Here is a 16,593-nt window from a genome sequence, read left to right as displayed (position 1 = left end):
AGGTTAGTCCAGCAATTCAAATAGACGAATATCGTTGGGCGAGGTTGCGTGTCCGTCGCCTCGAGTGTACGCCAGCGAGGCTCGGTGTCCGAGGGTGGTTAGGTCGGAAGGCATCTTTCCGATCATGTCCAGAACGACCTTCTTGATCTTCTCTGAGTTCTCTTTGAATACGCTGAGGACGTCATGGGCGTTCACAGCTTCGGCTCCGGCATGGACGCCGCTGTCGTAGTCGGTGATGAGCGAGATGTTGACAACCGCCATTCCCATTTCGTGGCAAAGGTATGCCTCGGGGTATTGGGTCATGTTGATGACTTCCCAGCCTTGGTCGTGGAACCACTTGGACTCGCTCTTGGTGCTGAAGCGAGGTCCTTGGATGACAACAACGGTTCCGCCGTCGTGGCAGGTGATTCCGTTCTCGCGGATGGTTTCGACGGCGAGCTTGCGGAGGGTCGCGTCGTACATGTCTGCGGGTGAGACGTGAGTGACGATTGGGCCGTCGTAGAAAGTGTCGGCTCGACCATTGGTCCGATCTACGAACTGGTCGCAGACGACGAAGTGGGTTGGTGCAACATGAGCTTGAAGGGAACCCGCTGCGCACGGCGAGATGATCGCCTGGACACCGAGCGATCTCATCGCCCAGACATTCGCCCGATAGTTGATTTTGTGGGGCGGCAGTGTGTGGTGCCGACCGTGGCGGGGCAAGAACGCTACCTTGCGGCCAGCTACGGTCGCAAGGAAGACAGCGTCGCTTGGCGCGCCATAAGGCGTGTCAATTTTGACTTCCTCGACATCCTTGAGGAGGCTGTAGAAGCCAGATCCACCGAAAACTCCGATTTCTGCGCGTTGATTCATTACTTCTTCACCACGAGCATCAAGGCTTTGTGGGCTTGCTCAATAAGAGTGTCAATACGACCCCCACGGCGAACCCACATGTCTTGCTTGTTTCCGAAAATCTTCAGACCCTTAACGGCTGCGAGGTTTGAAAAGCGAGTGTCTGCCAGGAAGGATTTAGCTTCTCCAGCAACGATAATCACATCAGGGTTAGCTTGAAACAGAAACTCAGGAGTCAGCATTTCGAACTTACTCGATTCGGGTCCAACAGGTTCAGCACCAATTATCTTGAGCAAATCTGCTTGGAAAGACTTCACACCCGCAATCATATGAGTCCCACCCGATCCAGGAAGGATCAGAACTGCTTTTGGTTTTGGAGAGGGAGAATCTCCTTCCGCAGCCCGGCGCTCTCGCCGGATTCGGTCAACATAAACCTGGATATTCGTTTCGCTGCCAACAAGGCTACCGAGCGTGAGCATCTCCTTCTCAAGATCGGAAACCGTTGTAGCTTTGAACTCAAATATCTTCGCACCAGTCGACTTCAGCTTTGTTTTATCCTCCTCGGAGTAGAGATCAGCGTCTACCACCACGAGTTGGATCTTGTCCAGAGTGATCTTCTCAAAGTCCGGTTTCAAATCTCCGTAAATTGGCTTTGACTTCACCATGTCCGGAAAATCACACGCCTTGGTTCTGCCTTCAAAATTGACGGCAATTGTGGCGAGGATCTCTGTCGTTCCAGGGCTCAAACTAACGATGTGCTGAAGTCTCTCGCCCCGCATGGGGACAGAGACTGTCGTCGCCTTATCACATCCAGTAAACGAGAGGGATGAGAGCAACAGTAGTCCAAGCAAGTGCCTGCGCATAACATTCATTGTGGCTTGAAACCACACCTGATTACCAGAACAAGGTCAGGAGATTATTGGTTTCCGGGCTTTGTAGCCGTTCTTCGCTCCACCGTAAATCGCTTGCTCGCGCTGAAGCGACTCAGAACTCCCTTTTTGCTAAATGCAATCACACTGACTTGGTACTCGCCAGATACGACATCCTCCGAAAAGACCCACTCAAAGGAAGTTCCTTTGGCTGTAAAGGATCGAAGAAACCGAGTCGGAACCGTCTTCGAGTTGTTAGAGACCAAAACTATTTCGACACCATAGGCGATTGCTTCAGAGATAGCATCCCACTTAACAACAAGCTTATCTTTAGTCTTGTCACCGTTCTCCGGGGCCGTGAGAATGACTCGGGCGAGGCCAGTTGTATCCACAGCCGGCTTTGGAATTTGTTCGGAGGGCTTCGACGCGAGCGAAGAAAAAACGCTATCTCCCAGCGCAGAGTAGCCGTTGAAGACCAACTTGAGCGACTTCGCGCCCTTGGTTGGGATTTCTATCTTGATTGGCTTTGAATCTGATTGAGCTTCGTACAGCTTGACGAGCTCACCATCGACCGAAACCGCCAAGCTGGCTGAGAGCCATGCGGTCGGATAGCCGTCGGGTATCCCGAAGAAGGCTCGAAACGAAGTTGTATTGGCGGGGATTGAGTACACCAGCGTCGCCTTTTGCTCGTTGTTATCTCCAGCGTTCTTTGGTGTAAAGAGCATTCCCTCGGAGAGGACAACTCCGCCGATCGAGAAGGCATCATTCTTTTCGATCTGCCCAGTTCCGGCTGCTTGAGTGACCGGTTTTAGATCGGATAACTTTGTCTCAAGCTTTTGCTGAAGATTCGCAATGAGAAACGACGCAATTCCGATGGCTACCATGATCTTGTGTTGTCAATGTTACCGGGATTCGTCGCCATCGCCCCGTAGATCAATTGGGTCTGACCCTTTCTTCGGCTCTGGATCGGGTTTGTCATGAGTAGGCTCAGGTTTCTTTTCAAGAACTTCGGGCTCTTCGTTTCGAATATCAATTCTTGGCCTTGTTGGGTCTCCAGGAGGCACTTCATCCTCTTGCCTGGGCTGGGGGCTGTCGTACTCTCTAGGCGGAGGAACATCTTCCAAGTTTTCGGTTCGCGGTTGCACCTGAACAGGATCACGGTAGACAGCAGTATTAAACCGCTCGGCCGGCGAATCCGACTTGTTTGAGTTGATGATGAACAAAGCTGCTAGGGCAGCCAAGACAAAAGACGCAATACCGATCGTGGCGACGGTTCCAGGAGGATAACTTCCTGGCCCAGCATCTGTAGTCGGCCGGACCGGTACTTGGGTCGGTTGCGATTGGGTGGAAAGAGGAATCGGCTCACCGACCGTCATCGACCCATCCTCGGCTCGCTCAACACGGCTGGCGGAAACGGCAACTCCGTCCGAGTTGTAATGAACCATCCGCTCATTGCCAAGGAAGTCCTTTTCCAGCTTGCTGTATTCGCCGTCCATACTTGACTAGTATAAACGCATTTCTACTAGGATCGGTTTCTTGAGATTTCCGCAGTAAAATGGCAGGGGCAACAGGACTTGAACCCGCGACCTACGGTTTTGGAGACCGACGCTCTACCAACTGAGCTATACCCCTGCGCGGAGAACTTACATTTTACCGCATAACTACAGCGCGCCTCTACCAAACATTGCAGCGTAGGTTGCCAGCGGCGAACTTCCGTTCACGTTGCTAAACTTCACCTCGAACACCTGCTCTTGCTTCGGAGCAAGGCTCGTCCGGCGAATCAGGCAGTACGGCTTCGGCGTTCCGTAAATGGTCATCCCCTGCCGATTCACCACTTGAGCCGTGCTCTTTACTCCAGGAGTGACCACCAACCAAACCGGGCCAGACAGGGTGGTTGTTCCATTGTTCCGAACCCCGACCGTCTGAGTTTGGGTCGCGGGATCGTAACTCGTGGTTCTAATGACAATGTCAGGACTCGCGCTTGCTCGCATCGGCTGGTAGCTTAGGAAGCTCGGAACCGTCAACAAGTTTGTACCAGGGTCATTCAAGACATTTGACTGGGTCGGAAGGAACTGGTTCGACAGCCAGCTCACGGCTTCGGGCCGTCCGCCGATACTTCCCCGGAGAGGGTCAGTGGAAAGAAGTGTTGTCCCTGCCTCTCCAGTCGTTCCAAGATAGGCTAGGAAGCCCATTGCCTGGCCACTTACTGCTCCGTTGCGGAAGATTGATCGCAACGGAATCGCTGCTTCAAGCCCGGTGAGAGTCCCCGTAGGTGAAGTTCGCGGTTGGATGGCGATACTGCTAGGAACTCCGATCAGCGCACTCAGCCTAGTGGGGTCAATTCGCCAAGTGCCCGCCTCGGCACCGGCGGTCTTCGGCAGCGTGGGCAGCCCATTGATTCCCGATTCCGGCGACGTGCTTAGCACACTATGGCGGAAGCTGGATAGAGCCAACTTTGCGGAGAACCCACTTGGAACAGTGAGGCGAGTATTCGATAAAAGCCTCGGAGCCGGACCACTATCATCATTAAGAGACGCAAGATTCGTGATCCCTCCACTTGAACCGACTGCAGGGTCGATCAACAACGACATTCCGTTCGTCATTCCCTCGGCTGGGTCGACTCGACCAGCAAGCCCGATGTAGAGGTACTGGTCGTCATTTGAAATGAAGAGCCCATCCAGACGATTCGAGCTCGATGAAGGAGTACGTTGCTGCCACCAGTTGGCCTCAGTACCGAATTCGGTGAGGTTTCCGTCAATGGTCCAGCCAGTCCCCAGTCCCCGACGGACATCGAACCAGTAGTAAAAGTCGCTGAATACGCCGGGGCGGCTGCCAGTGTCGGCAAACACGCGGACCTTGAGGACGTGCAGACCATCCTCAAGATTTGAGATATCGAAGTTTGCGAGCCGGAAGCTACCGTTCGCTAGCTTTGTTGTGGCGACGTAGCCATCGGTGAGACCTTCCAGAGTGTTCGTGAGCCCGGTGTACCAAGCTCCTGGCTTTCCATTGTCCAGCATCACGAACGCAGCGTTCCCATCGGCGGTCGTATTGATATTGACGTTGAGCGACTTGCCAGTGACGGTTGCCCGCTTGGTCTGCGTGCCCGCGGTCTGGGCAAACGAGCCCGTTGGTTGCGTTATCGTAGTTTCTGGGTAGGAAACGGTGGTGACCGCGTCTGACACAACAATCGGTGTACCGTTCGCCTTCGGCGAAACCGGAGCATAGAGCACGTAGCCCCGAGCGTTATTGCTGTTGGTCGAGGTGCTGTTTGAAGGGACGGTTATCGTTGCTTGACCCGAGCCGTTGACGGTCACATTCGGCTGTTGACCACTCAAGTCTTCCAAAACCGTTCCCGGTGCAAACGCGGTGTTCACAGTCTGAGTAAGCGATGTGAGATCGCCTCGGATATTCATGCCGACCAGGATCGTCGCTTGACCGTTCACATGCCGCTCAAAGATGTAGAGTTTGTCGTTTGTCCAGCGATTGAAGATCGTGCCTCGTCCGAAGCGATTTCGCGCATCGACCATCTTCAGGGTGTAGTCGCTGCCGTTGCCAAGCGAATCGTACCGGCCCGGCCGGGGGAACTGGCCGTAGTCAGAGGGATTCAAGTTGTTTCCGTCGTAGTAAACAACCGAGCCGCCAGGGCGCAAGAGCGAGAAAGCATGGGCCAAGTTGTTAGAAACTGGCGCGTTGTCATCGTGGCTTTGGATGAAGCTGACGCCAAGGGACGCATCAACCCCGCCATTCTGGAAACCCAGTCCGGTGTTCCCGTCAATTGCGAAGCCGTTCGCTAGTTGAGTCAGATCACCAAATCCGCTTGAGTTGAACAGCGAGGCGGTCTTGAATTTTAGCGGGAAGTCGAGGAGCTGGGTGCCGGTCTTGGCAAACTCACGAAGCTCATAGTTGTCGCCGGAGAGAACTTCGCTAAAAATGTAGGCGTTGGGATTCGCGGCATAGATCGACGGCAGCAGATCAGAGTTGTTGGAATCGTAACCCGCTTGCCCCTGAGTCTTCATCATGAAGCGTGGATTGACGTGCTTCAAAGCATCCACACGGAAGCCATCGAAGCCAACCACCGTGCTGAGCCACCAGCACCAGCGGCGCAAGTATTCTCGGACATCTTCCTTCACCGGTACTCCTCCCGGATAGTACTGGGGCGTTGTCGGTTGCCTCACGAACCATGGCTTGCCCCACATGTTCCACTCAGCGAAACTGGGAAGGTTGAATACACCCGTTTGCGTTAGGTTTCCGTTTTCGTGGGCGATGTCTGCCAGTCCAACCAGGTCATGGTTGAGCATCGAAAAGCTCAGGGGCCCAGCGTTGTTAAAGTCGATTTCGTTGTTCCCAGTGTCTGCGCTGCTTCGAATATGGAAATCCTCTGGGATCATGTCTGGGTAGCGGTTGATCGCCCAGCTCGCGCGATTATCGTTGTGGTTGATGATGAGGTCGCAATAGACTTCAAGACCAAAACGCTTTGCTGCTCGGATCAGGTCTTGGAGCTCTTCGGTGCTACCAAATCTCGTTTTGACGGTCCCGCTAAGCAGGCGATCGCCGAGGTCAAAGCGATCAATCGGGTTATAGCCGGCACTAAAGCCTCCGCCGCCGGACTTGGATGGCGGTGGTAGGTAGATCGAACCATAGCCAGCCTGCACGACTTCGGGAAGTCGTTTGAGCATCGTTTTGTAGTCGGTAGCGAACCACTGGAGGATCGCGCCGCGTCGAGCCGCGGGGGAGTACCGCCAGGTGTATTGGAAGTTTTGACCACTATTGTTGTCGTACTGAACGGTATTCCCGGAGCCGTTTGCTCGAAGGTAGAACTGGACGTTGGTTCCTTGTGGATAAGGGCCGACTATGCCGTACCACTTGGTGTTGTTGCCAACGTTGCCGTCGAAGTTGAGCGGAATCTCGGTTTGCGTCTGCCAGTTGTTGGTCGTGACCACGGCGACGACACTTTGGCCGGCGGCGATTGGGAAGGTTTGGGTCGAGATTGTGACGCTCGAGAATGGTTGCATGTAGGCGCCAACCGTCGGGATTTGGGAGCCCATATTGAAGGTGGTTGTTCCACCTAACCACGACAACTGCGCGAGTGTCGCTTGCGCGAACATAGCGAGCACAAAAACGCCAAAAAACCGAGCCTTTAACAACATCGTCAAACCCTTGCCCTCTTGCGACACCGCAACAGAGGCAGTTGAGAATTCGTATTCTCAACTCTAATTTAACACATTCTGTCAGGTTTTGCGAAAGGATTTGGGTCTTTTGGCTACTTGGTTTCGGGAAAGTTCTTATCGGCGGATCGCATTAACGCTTCTTGCGAACGTTGCCCGAAGAGGACGACTGACTGACCGTTCACCTCGAACGAAATCGCGTTCTGCTTGGACGACGTCTCGCCACCAGAGTAGCGAGTTCCTTCGACCTTGGTGAGGTTCTCAAAATTGGCTTTCACGGGGAAGACGAGCATCTGGAGAGGGCCGTTTGCGTCCTTGACCAGGAGTGCGGTAGCTAGCTGACCTTCGAGAACGATTTCCCTTCCACTCAGGACCTGCAGCCTGGAAAGGTTTGCATCAACTCGGCTAAGAACATCGGTTGAGATCGCCTCAGAGAGTGCTTTCTCCGGAGTCATTCGGTTGCTCTTTCCGACGAATCCAGCCAGTGCGCCAGTCGAAATTGACGACTGTTGGGTGTACCTAGAGAAGGTTCCACCGACGACCAAAATCATCGCAACGCCCAGTGCAAAAGCCCAGGAGTATTTGGAAACGAAGTTTCCGCTCTTCTCTACTCTCTCGATTTCTTTGAGTCTTGCTTGGCAGGCGGCCCAGGTTTTGTCGCAAGTCTGCGTTTCTAAGCGACCTTTCAGTACGGTCTTGACTGACTGAATTGCGGCTAGCTCTTCTCGACTAGCTTGGCAGTTTGCCAGCTTAGCTTCGATTTCTTTGACCTCAGTCTCGCTGAGCTCTCCGTCTAGATATGAATGCAATTGTATTGGGTCGATCATAGATCTTCGCCTTCCTTAATAAATCCCTCTTTGAGGGCATAACTTTCGAGCGAGCGGCGGAGCATGGCTCGCCCTCGCGCAATTCGAGATCGTACCGTGCCGATGGGAACTCCGGTTGCGTCGGCGATTTCCTGGTAGCTCATTTCTTCCACATCGCTGAGGATGACGGCGAGCCGGAATTCATCGGGGACGCTCTTGAGGGCCTTTTCTACCTCGGCTCCGACCATTCCGTCGAACAGTTGGCGGTCGGGGATTTGGGCTTCGGTTGACATTGGCTCGGCGACGTTTTCGTCTTCGAGCGATGCCATCATCGGTCCGCGTTGGCGGGATCGGTACTTGTTGATGTAGAGGTTGGTGGTGATCCGCAGGATCCACGCTTTGAAATTGGTTCCGTCGAAGCGGTCGTAGGCCTCGTAGGCTCGGACGATGGCTTCTTGGGCGAGGTCTTCGGCTTCTTCGCGGCTTCGAGTGAGGCGCAGGGCGGTGCCGAAGACGGAGCTGAACACTCGCTCGGCTTGCTGCTCGAACGAGTCCTTTTTGTAGTCTCGGCGCCCGAAGAGCATGGCTCGTCCGAGTCTACCTTTCCCATCTGTTTCCTCCCTAGTCGGAGCTTTGATACTTAAACTGATCCCCAGTGCCATCTGGTGTTGAACCTCTGTGGGGTTTCAACAGGCGGGGTTGGGGTTTGGTTCCGGGTTTGTTGCTGGGTTTGTCGTGTTTTGGCGCGGTAGGCGTGCGTGGAGTTTGAGGGGCAGGGATCTCGAGTCTTGAGCGGTTCTCGAAGAAAGAACTGCAACGCATTTTGATGGGTAGTCAGGTTCAACGAAGTTCGGATTTTGGGCGAACGTTGGGTAGGGTTGGGTAGGCGTGTAGAGGTTGGAACTGAGCCTTGTTGTGAGCCTTTTTCTGGGCTTTGCTCGAACATCAGCGTGGGACGGTGAGATGCCCCGGCCTGATCGGCATGATCGGCATGCTTAGCGCGCGGTCTGCAGAATTTCATCATCAATCCATAGGCGACGAAATCGGGGGTCTGTCAACCAGGGAGTTGCGGAATTCCATCCGCCCGATGGAAAAGGGGCGGGAGGCGGGGGCATGAGCGGCAGGCTGTTCATCCCGATTTCATCGGGACATTCTGCGGACAAGCTATTTTTCGGGTGGTCGGAAGTTGTCTGTGTTTGGTCGCCGGACAGTGCCACCCCTGATCCTCCTTATTACCTCACCCATGCAATTTGCTCGGCGATGGCATCCTGTTGATAGTCGTTACGCCAAAAGCGCATCACTCTTGCGGGCCTACCAGTATCTTCCGATTCTTGCCGAGTCGGAGTCTTGATCGATAAGCTTCTTTCCAAAACATGATGGAATGCGAGACGTAGCTGGATGAATTCTAAGCACCACAGCACATTTGCTAGTTTAAGTTAGGAAATTCCGGTAATCATGCCTGCTGAATGGAGACTTGCTCTATTCTTGACATGTTGAACCAGCATTTTCGCGGGTTCTGATTGGGCTTAACATGAAAAACTTATCTTTAGCAGGCGCAACTTTGCTGTTGGCGGCTTCTTCTCAGGCGCAAGTTGTCTTTGACAACATTCCTTCGACACTGGCGGGTAACTATCCCAGCCTCGGTTACCAAGCGACACAAACCGCAGAGTTTGGCAACAAGATCACTTTGGCGGGTTCAACCCGGCTTGCAACGGCTGCTACGTTCACACTGAGCAGTTGGGCAAAGAAAAGCGAGTGGCCAACCGTTGGCACGGCAACGACGTTCGACCACCCTTTGACGCTCAACATTTACGCCGCTGGTGCGGGAAACACAGTTGGCGCATTGCTCGCTACGAAGACTCAAACCTTTAGCATCCTTTACCGACCAGAAGTTTTTGGCTTCAACGGCATTGCTCAGAACGTCACGTTTGACCTTTCCTCGCTCAACCTCAACTACCCAGATACTTTCATCTATGGACTGGCTTACAACACCGAAACTTGGGGGGCAAACCCAATCGGAGCGGGCGGTCCCTATAACTCACTAAACTATGCAGTGATCAACACGGCTCCAACAATTGGCACGGATGTTGACGCTGATGATACGTATTGGAACACTCAGACCGCTGGCAACTACACCGACGGTGGAGTTGGTGGAGTTGGCACGTTCCGACGCGATACTGGTTGGACCGGATTTACGCCGATGGCGCGATTCGACTCGGTTCCAGAACCAGCATCGATGACCGCCCTTGCGCTTGGTGGGCTAGCTCTTCTTAAGCGCCGCAAGAAGGCCTGAGCTCGCTCAGGCTAGTAGATCACTTCTGCTACCCCGGGATTATGGATCTCGGGGTAGCAACCAGTTCAAATTGAGTCGGGCGGGAGGAGGGGGCATGAGCGGGAGGCTGTTCACTGACAAGCTACCTTTCCGGCGGTCGGAAGTTCTCGGTGTTTGGTCGCTTGCCAGTGCCACCCCTCGAACTCCTGCTTACCCCGCCCACGCCAGTGGCTCGCCGTTCGCGGTCTGCAGGATTTCATCATCAATACATAGGCGACGAAATCGGGGGTTTGTCAACCAGGGATTTGCGGATTTCTACCCGTCCGGGGGAGGGTGGCGAGAGGTGGGGCACGAGCGGGAGACTGTTCACTGACAAGCTCGTTTTCCGGTGGTCGGAAGTTCTAGGTGTTTGGTCGCTTGACAATGCCAACCCTGTACACACCTGCTCGTACCTCCCACGCTCATGGCTAGCTAAACAGCGGATTATAATAGGATACATCTCAGGCTTTTGGCTAGCAGATTTTTTCCAACTTGGTGTTCATGAGCGCTCGTCTTTGCATTTCTCTTCCCACACATCTGACCCGATCGTTCATCTTAGAGCACAGTCAGTTGCCCGCTGGCGTCAGCATTGAGGTCAAAGTACCCGCAGAGTTCGCGGTAGAACCGCTTTGCGAAGGCGTTGCGATCCAGTGGGTTCAGTACTTGAAGCGTGAAGGCCGAACGATCCACCTGAACTTCCAATCTCTTCCAGAGGAAATGTTGACCGACGAGATGCCCCCAACCTTTTTAACGTCAGGCTTTGGGTTCGCATTAGTATTTGCTGCAAAAACTTTTAGTCAGGACAACAAACAGTTAGATCGTGAAGATCATGTAAGAGCTCCCTTAGTGCAACAGCATCAGGATCACCGAGATAGGTTGTCTTATGATTCGGGTTGGACTCTAGTCTGCAAGTTCCCAATACATCCACTCCCCTTTCCTCTTAGGCAACTAAAGAACTCTAGCGACGAGTCGACCAGCACGGTAAGTTGGAAGCGACTGAATCAGCTGTTCGAATCATTGGTACTTAATAAGCAGTATGGAGATCAGAGGCAACTGGGAGTCAACGAATTGCCGGAGATTTTATACCAGGCGCTGCAGAATGCGACGGAGGAGCATGACATCTGCTTAAAGAGCCGGGCCGGTTCGGAAATCTTCGGACACTACTGTATATTTGGCGCAAAGCTAAAATCTCTCGAAGACGCCAACTCAGACATCCTAAGAGATCATAGAGACCTGTTTAAGGGGGTTGCCTCGGGGGCACCGGCATACTATGTTGGTGTCGCAGATATCGGTAGAGGTATCCCAAACTCGTTTCGAGAAGCCAACCAACCTGCGAACGTATCAGATTTAGCTGATTTCGAGCTGGTCAAACTGGCCTTCACGCCGGGTACTACGACTAAAGCCCAGCCAGGTAGAAAGTCGGGAAACGGCTATGGACTGAGCAGTCTGGTGGAAGCCTCCGAGGTTCTGCACGCAACCGTAATTGTTGACACCCCGGGCTTAACTACAATTGTTCGCTGTTACCAGAATGGCACTGAGATTAGGGACCGTTTCGTTCCGCTTGACGGCACAAGTGGCGGCTGTCTCGGTACCTCGATAACTGTACTGTGGCAAAAATGAGCTCATCTGCAGTGTTGCCATTCGAAATTTGCAGTGGTCTCGACATCACCACTATACATGAACTGGATTCATGTATTCACGCTATTCCCAACGAAGCGCTTGCCAGATCCCAGGCCGTCGTTGTCAAGATAGCACCAGGATTACTGCAAACATTAAAGGCGGCGACTCAAAGCAAGTACAGGACACTGGCGGCACGTAGCGTAAGTGCTGATCTTTATTTCATAACTTTCAGCCCTAAGGACTACCAGATTGAACTATATACGCTTCGTCGAACGAGCAGCAACGTTACTTTGGAACGGATCGAAGATGTCGAGCTCTGCAGAGAGATCCGAAAACAGGAGATCGGTCGACTCATTGAAACGGGGAAAAAACTATCTCTACATAAGAATGAAGGTTTCGTTTTTCTGAGCCCGTCCGGTAGCCTCTGCGAAGATTTTTTCCGATGTGCAAATCTACTCAACAGTGCTGAACACATCGATATACTTGCATTTTGGTCACTCCCCTACCTTCACCAAAAGACAGCGATTCTGCTTGACACGTGGTCAATTTCAGCAGTTGCATTTAGGATGTTGCAACTCGCAGAGATGTCAATTCCCGTGCAGGGTTTTGAGATTCATCCGAGTCATGATTCGGTGAATGCTGGCAAGGTCGTGCAAAACATTGAAGACCGGGTCGCCGAAGGGGCATCGATCCTATGTCTCACCAGCGTAGGTAGCACCGGCAAGTACCAGTCCATTGTTGAGAAGCTTTTTAGGGATGCGCCTGCAAGTATTACCGCGAAGGTGAGCTACCTATTCTGTCTCTCAGACTCGTCTCCGGAGATCAAAGATGATTCACTCGGAGTGATCGAGGACATTTCAAGCTTTTCGAACGCAGATCAGTTCCTGGATAGAAAACGGGTAACTATCGATCCTGTGCTCTTCTATCCAAGAGTATGGCCGGAGACAACCGTGCAGGTTAAGCCAGCCCATTTTGGACTGAAGTACGATGCATCCGTTAAGGAAGGAATGTGGGAGGAGCTTCGCGGATCAGATCAGAGATCATGCATTGACTTATACGATCGCGTTCCGGACGCGATTCAGGTCCATAGAGACTTTGAGGATAGGCATTTTCCATTCTTCATTGATATTGGCGTACTTGCAACATCTGAAAGCTGGATAAACAAAGCATTAACCCTACCAACGATGCAAGGTCGTCAGTTTGACCTAGTCGTTACAGCTGGATTCGAACCGAGCATTACGCTTGGCAGTCGTATAGCTAAGCAACTGGGCTTGCCCGTGAAAATGATCGAGCTAGCCAGAGGTTCTGACATAAAGGACAAAAAGATACTTTTTGTTAGGGAAGGACTCTCATCGGGGGATACTCTCATCACTGATAGTGTTCAAATCAGAACACTTGCTACCAGCCATAACAATCCTGCGTCCGTCGATTATCTGGTGGGTCTGGCTTGCACCTCCGATCCTGAAATAGACAGCGTCCAATCCGCCATCGGGAGGGGAAACTCTTGGAAAGTACAACTTCATGTTGTGGACCGAATTCCATTCTCAACTGAGCTGGCGTGCCCATGGTGTGAGGAAGCGAGAGTCTTGGAGAAGGTCATTGAGTCTTCCCCCGAAGCAGAGGATGACTGTGGCGGCAGGCTACAGCTTCTTCGAAGGAAACTGATCAGCGGTTGGGACATTGCTGGCGGTTCGGTCACTGACTCTCGGCTTTCAGTAAGTCAAGGCTCGAAGGTTTTTCCTGCGGGGTGGTCGGCTATCGCAGCACAGTTGTACATTTCCAATGCACTTCAGAATCTAAGAATGGCCGAGCCTTCTTCGGCTCGATTGAGTGCACAATACTACTCTCCTCAAGTGTTATCATGGAATACGGTACAGAGGTACAACGATGAGCTACTGGAAGCTTTGTTTATCCGTGCCGTAGAGCGGCACGAGTGGGGTGGAACCAACCAAGCGTTGCTGCTAAGAAGGCTGTTTAGGCAGCTTTCCACCAGGAGTGACTGGAATATCCTGCCCTACGAAGTCTTGTTGATGTTCGCACGTGGTTTAGTGACACCGGAAAACCGAATACTATACTCAAGGCACTTAACGGCACTTTCGGTAAGACAGAGAGCTTACAGCCCAATTGTGAACCGGGTTCTGGAATACGTTTTGGCCTCATAGAGCCATTCTAGGAAATCCGAGCTTCAGCGATCAGCTCGCAAACTCCGCGCAAAGCTCGTCTTCTAACGCGTCCTTCTGTGGGTCGACTACGCCTTTGACTCCGGGGGCGGTGTAGTGGGCTACGATTTCTTGGGCGCCTCGGCTGAAGGGGGTGGTGCAGGTGAAGGCGGGGACGAGGGACTTGATCTTTGAGTTATCCAGGATGAAGCTGTTGGATTTGTCGCCGAGGAGGCCGGGGCCTCGGTTGGGGTCGCGGACGGCGAGGATGTCGGAGGGGACGTGGACTTTTTTGGCCTCGACTCCGGCGGCCCGGGCGACGGTGTCGTAGATCTGGTTCCAGGTGAGCCATTCATCACTGGTGATGTGGAACGCCTCGCCGATGGCGGCGGAGTGGCCCATGAGTCCGACGAAGCCTTTGGCGAAATCGGTGTGGTGGGTGAGGGTCCAGAGGCTGGTTCCGTCGCCGTGGACGACGACCGGCTTACCTTTCAGCATTCGGTCGAGGATGGTGTATCCGTAGTCGAACGGGAGGAGGGTTTTGTCGTAGGTGTGCGATGGGCGCACGATGGTCATGGGGAATTTTTCATCGCGGTACGCCTTGAGCAGGGCTTCTTCGCAGGCGATTTTGTTGCGTGAGTATTCCCAGTAGGGGTTATCGAGCGGGGTGGATTCTCTTACCGGTAGTGAGGCCGGTGGGGTTTGGTAGGCGCTGGCGCTGCTGATGAAGATGTACTGGTTGGTTTTGCCTCGGAAGAGCTCGATGTCGCGTTCGATTTGGCTAGGAACGAAGTTGATCCAGTTGACGACGACGTCCCACTTTCTTCCTTTGAGGAGTTTTTGGGTTTCTTCGAGGTTGTTGATGTCGCCGTGGATGACTTCGACGCCTTCGGGGGTCGGGCGGGCGGATTTTCCTCGGTTGAGAAGGGTGAGTTCGAAGCCTTGCTTCACGGCGAGGGGGGAGCTGGCGGAGCTGATGATCCCGGTTCCGCCGATGAAGAGGGCTTTCATGGGTTTTACGTTACCCGCTGTTCGCTTTTGGCTTTTGGCTTTTGGTGGTCGGGCTTCGGGCTTCGGGCTTCGGTAATGAGGTCTGGGAGACCCGGCGAGACTCCGGGGGTGCGTTGGGATTGCGCGCTGTTGATCGTCGTTGTTTAGCGCGGTGGAAATGGATTTTTTCGGGGCGACAACCCCCTAACCCCCGGCCCCTTTCCCCCTCAGGGGGCAAGGGGAGAGGCATATTCCCTGTGCAGCACTCTTGGGGAGCCTTTGGTTTCTTCGATTTGGTTGTTACGGATGATGATCCATTCGCCTTCGTCGAGGCCGATGCCCATTCCGGCTTTGCCGCCGAAAAAGGCGCGTTTGAGGCGCATTTCGCGGTTGCGTTTGACGAAGTGGGTGTCGATGAGGAAGTCGATCAGGCCGAAGCCGGGTTCGGTGACTTCGTCGCGGATCATGGGGTCGGAGACGCACATGGCCCCGGCACTGGTTCCGAACCAGTTGGTGCCGTTCTTGATGGCTTTCTCAAATAGGTTCTTGCCCCAGTCGGCGCCGAGGCGCTCGACGATGAGGCGTTGGTCACCACCGGGAACCCAGATTCCGTTGGCGCTAAGGACGGAGGCGGCGAGTTCTCGCTTGCGGGTTAGTGAGAATTCGGAATCGTCGTAGAGTTCGACGTTCTTGAAACCTTGTTTGAGGAGGAAGTCGCGGCTGCTTGTGGCGTCGCTTGGTTTCTGGCGGGTTTGACCAAGAACGACGATTTTTGCTTCCCAGCCGCCGCAGAGGTTGGCGAACTTGGCGACCATTTCGGGGGTCGTGCTGCCTCCGCCGACGAGCATAAACGCTCCGACTTTACATGCGAGTAGAGAGGCAATTATCATCCGATGTACTTTAGCCGATGAACATGAGGGGATCGCCGGGGTTGACGATGGCTCCGCCTTCGGCGACGATCTTTTTGACGGTGCCGCTGACGGTGGATTGAATTTCGTTGAAGACCTTCATGGCCTCGATAAGGCCGACAACTTGACCTGCAGTGATCGTGTCACCTTCCTTCACATAAGGATCTGCCGAAGGGCTTGAGGAGGCGTAATAGATTCCCATCATAGGGCTACTGATCGGGGTTCCGGTTTGGACGGGAGCCGACGCCGGAATCGTAGCGGGCGGAGCTTCTTCAACGGCTTGTTCGATGAACTGCTGGGGAGCCGGAGTTCCGACCATCACCTGCGGGCGCTGGCGACGGAGGACGATTTTGAAGTCGTCGACCTCAAGCTCGGCTTCGGACAGGTTGTATTCCGAGATCAGTTTAGCAACCTCGTCGATATGCCCCTGAAACTTTTTGTGATCGCCCATTCCTGCCCCTTATTATGACTTAACCGCTACGTAGACTCCGGTGAACAACGCGGCCTCTTCGCCTTGGCAGAGCACGTCGACTTTCAACTCGATCCGTGCTGACCCTCGACGATCGAAGGAGTCGATAAATGACTTGATCTGAGCATCGGACGGAGGCCGGAGTTCGGCGCTGAAGTTCCCTTCAACCGGTTGTTCATATTCGATGCTGCTTTTCGAGATCACGATGTTGGGCGGGATCGTCCGCTCGCGCATCATCACCCAGATCCAGGCCCAGCCGGCGAGGGTCGCGATGCTGGCGATACTGCCTCCGAAACCGGTTCCTCGGTGGTTTCGATTCGGCTCGAGCGGACATTCCAGAAGGACTCGCTCGGGCGAGGCAACGGCAACCTTGATCCCCATCGCGGATGTGATGGGGATGTTTTCGGCGAGATAGTTCTGTAGCGCGGTCTCCAACTTTGCCATGCAATCATATCACGAACTTGG

The 16,593-nt window shown here is 53.7% G+C and carries 14 protein-coding genes and 1 tRNA gene; 3 read left to right on the top strand and 12 right to left on the bottom strand.

The window, feature by feature from the left end; all coding sequences use genetic code 11:
- Positions 1 to 3: 3 nt before the first annotated feature.
- The 8 genes from WCK51_06320 to WCK51_06285 form a co-directional block, all read right to left on the bottom strand.
- A complete protein-coding gene (locus WCK51_06320; GenBank protein ID MEI7576489.1) occupies positions 4 to 852 on the bottom strand; it encodes an S-methyl-5'-thioadenosine phosphorylase in 849 nt (282 codons plus the stop codon).
- Positions 852 to 1,694: a helical backbone metal receptor gene (locus WCK51_06315; GenBank protein MEI7576488.1), complete on the bottom strand. Its 843-nt coding sequence runs from the start codon at positions 1,692 to 1,694 to the stop codon at positions 852 to 854. The genes WCK51_06320 and WCK51_06315 overlap by 1 nt, the downstream gene beginning before the upstream one ends.
- Before the next feature lie 53 nt (positions 1,695 to 1,747).
- Entirely contained in the window at positions 1,748 to 2,584 is an 837-nt protein-coding gene (locus WCK51_06310) for an NPCBM/NEW2 domain-containing protein (protein ID MEI7576487.1), read from the bottom strand.
- Between the two features lie 18 nt (positions 2,585 to 2,602).
- Positions 2,603 to 3,196 carry a hypothetical protein gene (locus WCK51_06305; GenBank protein ID MEI7576486.1) on the bottom strand — a complete coding sequence of 198 codons (594 nt, stop codon included), beginning with the start codon at positions 3,194 to 3,196 and terminating at the stop codon, positions 2,603 to 2,605.
- A gap of 60 nt (positions 3,197 to 3,256) precedes the next feature.
- Positions 3,257 to 3,332, bottom strand: a tRNA-Trp gene (locus WCK51_06300).
- Positions 3,333 to 3,361: 29 nt separating this feature from the next.
- Entirely contained in the window at positions 3,362 to 6,847 is a 3,486-nt protein-coding gene (locus tag WCK51_06295) for an alpha-amylase family glycosyl hydrolase (GenBank protein ID MEI7576485.1), read from the bottom strand.
- A gap of 113 nt (positions 6,848 to 6,960) precedes the next feature.
- On the bottom strand, positions 6,961 to 7,692 hold the full coding sequence (locus WCK51_06290) for a hypothetical protein (protein ID MEI7576484.1): 732 nt from the start codon (positions 7,690 to 7,692) through the stop codon (positions 6,961 to 6,963).
- Positions 7,689 to 8,255 (bottom strand): sigma-70 family RNA polymerase sigma factor, encoded by a 567-nt coding sequence (locus WCK51_06285; protein MEI7576483.1) that lies wholly within the window; start codon positions 8,253 to 8,255, stop codon positions 7,689 to 7,691. The genes WCK51_06290 and WCK51_06285 overlap by 4 nt, the downstream gene beginning before the upstream one ends.
- Before the next feature lie 947 nt (positions 8,256 to 9,202).
- On the opposite strand from WCK51_06285, the gene WCK51_06280 reads away from it, so the two are divergent.
- The 3 genes from WCK51_06280 (at position 9,203) to WCK51_06270 (ending at position 13,764) form a co-directional block, all read left to right on the top strand.
- Positions 9,203 to 9,964: a PEP-CTERM sorting domain-containing protein gene (locus WCK51_06280; protein ID MEI7576482.1), complete on the top strand. Its 762-nt coding sequence runs from the start codon at positions 9,203 to 9,205 to the stop codon at positions 9,962 to 9,964.
- A 519-nt stretch (positions 9,965 to 10,483) separates the two neighbouring features.
- Positions 10,484 to 11,602, top strand: a complete 1,119-nt coding sequence (locus WCK51_06275; GenBank protein ID MEI7576481.1) for a hypothetical protein — start codon at positions 10,484 to 10,486, stop codon at positions 11,600 to 11,602.
- A complete protein-coding gene (locus WCK51_06270) occupies positions 11,599 to 13,764 on the top strand; it encodes a hypothetical protein (protein ID MEI7576480.1) in 2,166 nt (721 codons plus the stop codon). The genes WCK51_06275 and WCK51_06270 overlap by 4 nt, the downstream gene beginning before the upstream one ends.
- A gap of 30 nt (positions 13,765 to 13,794) precedes the next feature.
- Here the strand turns inward: WCK51_06270 and WCK51_06265 are convergent, their stop codons facing one another.
- The 4 genes from WCK51_06265 to WCK51_06250 form a co-directional block, all read right to left on the bottom strand.
- Positions 13,795 to 14,772, bottom strand: a complete 978-nt coding sequence (locus WCK51_06265) for an SDR family oxidoreductase (GenBank protein ID MEI7576479.1) — start codon at positions 14,770 to 14,772, stop codon at positions 13,795 to 13,797.
- Positions 14,773 to 14,978: 206 nt separating this feature from the next.
- A complete protein-coding gene (locus WCK51_06260; protein ID MEI7576478.1) occupies positions 14,979 to 15,641 on the bottom strand; it encodes a Type 1 glutamine amidotransferase-like domain-containing protein in 663 nt (220 codons plus the stop codon).
- 10 nt (positions 15,642 to 15,651) lie between these two features.
- Positions 15,652 to 16,110: an acetyl-CoA carboxylase biotin carboxyl carrier protein subunit gene (locus tag WCK51_06255; GenBank protein MEI7576477.1), complete on the bottom strand. Its 459-nt coding sequence runs from the start codon at positions 16,108 to 16,110 to the stop codon at positions 15,652 to 15,654.
- 12 nt (positions 16,111 to 16,122) lie between these two features.
- A complete protein-coding gene (locus WCK51_06250; GenBank protein MEI7576476.1) occupies positions 16,123 to 16,572 on the bottom strand; it encodes a YiiD C-terminal domain-containing protein in 450 nt (149 codons plus the stop codon).
- Positions 16,573 to 16,593: the final 21 nt, after the last annotated feature.

The sequence above is a fragment of the Armatimonadota bacterium genome, from assembly GCA_037138755.1.
Lineage (GTDB): Bacteria > Armatimonadota > Fimbriimonadia > Fimbriimonadales > Fimbriimonadaceae > Fimbriimonas.
This window is presented reverse-complemented; position numbering and strand designations above follow the sequence as displayed.

Bases quoted from the DNA above. Each gene is read 5' to 3' on its own strand.
- WCK51_06320 (MEI7576489.1), bottom strand. From the start codon at position 852: ATGAATCAACGCGCAGAAATCGGAGTTTTCGGTGGATCTGGCTTCTAC.
- WCK51_06315 (MEI7576488.1), bottom strand. From the start codon at position 1,694: ATGCGCAGGCACTTGCTTGGACTACTGTTGCTCTCATCCCTCTCGTTT.
- WCK51_06310 (MEI7576487.1), bottom strand. From the start codon at position 2,584: ATGGTAGCCATCGGAATTGCGTCGTTTCTCATTGCGAATCTTCAGCAA.
- WCK51_06305 (MEI7576486.1), bottom strand. From the start codon at position 3,196: ATGGACGGCGAATACAGCAAGCTGGAAAAGGACTTCCTTGGCAATGAG.
- WCK51_06295 (MEI7576485.1), bottom strand. From the start codon at position 6,847: ATGTTGTTAAAGGCTCGGTTTTTTGGCGTTTTTGTGCTCGCTATGTTC.
- WCK51_06290 (MEI7576484.1), bottom strand. From the start codon at position 7,692: ATGATCGACCCAATACAATTGCATTCATATCTAGACGGAGAGCTCAGC.
- WCK51_06285 (MEI7576483.1), bottom strand. From the start codon at position 8,255: ATGCTCTTCGGGCGCCGAGACTACAAAAAGGACTCGTTCGAGCAGCAA.
- WCK51_06280 (MEI7576482.1), top strand. From the start codon at position 9,203: ATGAAAAACTTATCTTTAGCAGGCGCAACTTTGCTGTTGGCGGCTTCT.
- WCK51_06275 (MEI7576481.1), top strand. From the start codon at position 10,484: ATGAGCGCTCGTCTTTGCATTTCTCTTCCCACACATCTGACCCGATCG.
- WCK51_06270 (MEI7576480.1), top strand. From the start codon at position 11,599: ATGAGCTCATCTGCAGTGTTGCCATTCGAAATTTGCAGTGGTCTCGAC.
- WCK51_06265 (MEI7576479.1), bottom strand. From the start codon at position 14,772: ATGAAAGCCCTCTTCATCGGCGGAACCGGGATCATCAGCTCCGCCAGC.
- WCK51_06260 (MEI7576478.1), bottom strand. From the start codon at position 15,641: ATGATAATTGCCTCTCTACTCGCATGTAAAGTCGGAGCGTTTATGCTC.
- WCK51_06255 (MEI7576477.1), bottom strand. From the start codon at position 16,110: ATGGGCGATCACAAAAAGTTTCAGGGGCATATCGACGAGGTTGCTAAA.
- WCK51_06250 (MEI7576476.1), bottom strand. From the start codon at position 16,572: ATGGCAAAGTTGGAGACCGCGCTACAGAACTATCTCGCCGAAAACATC.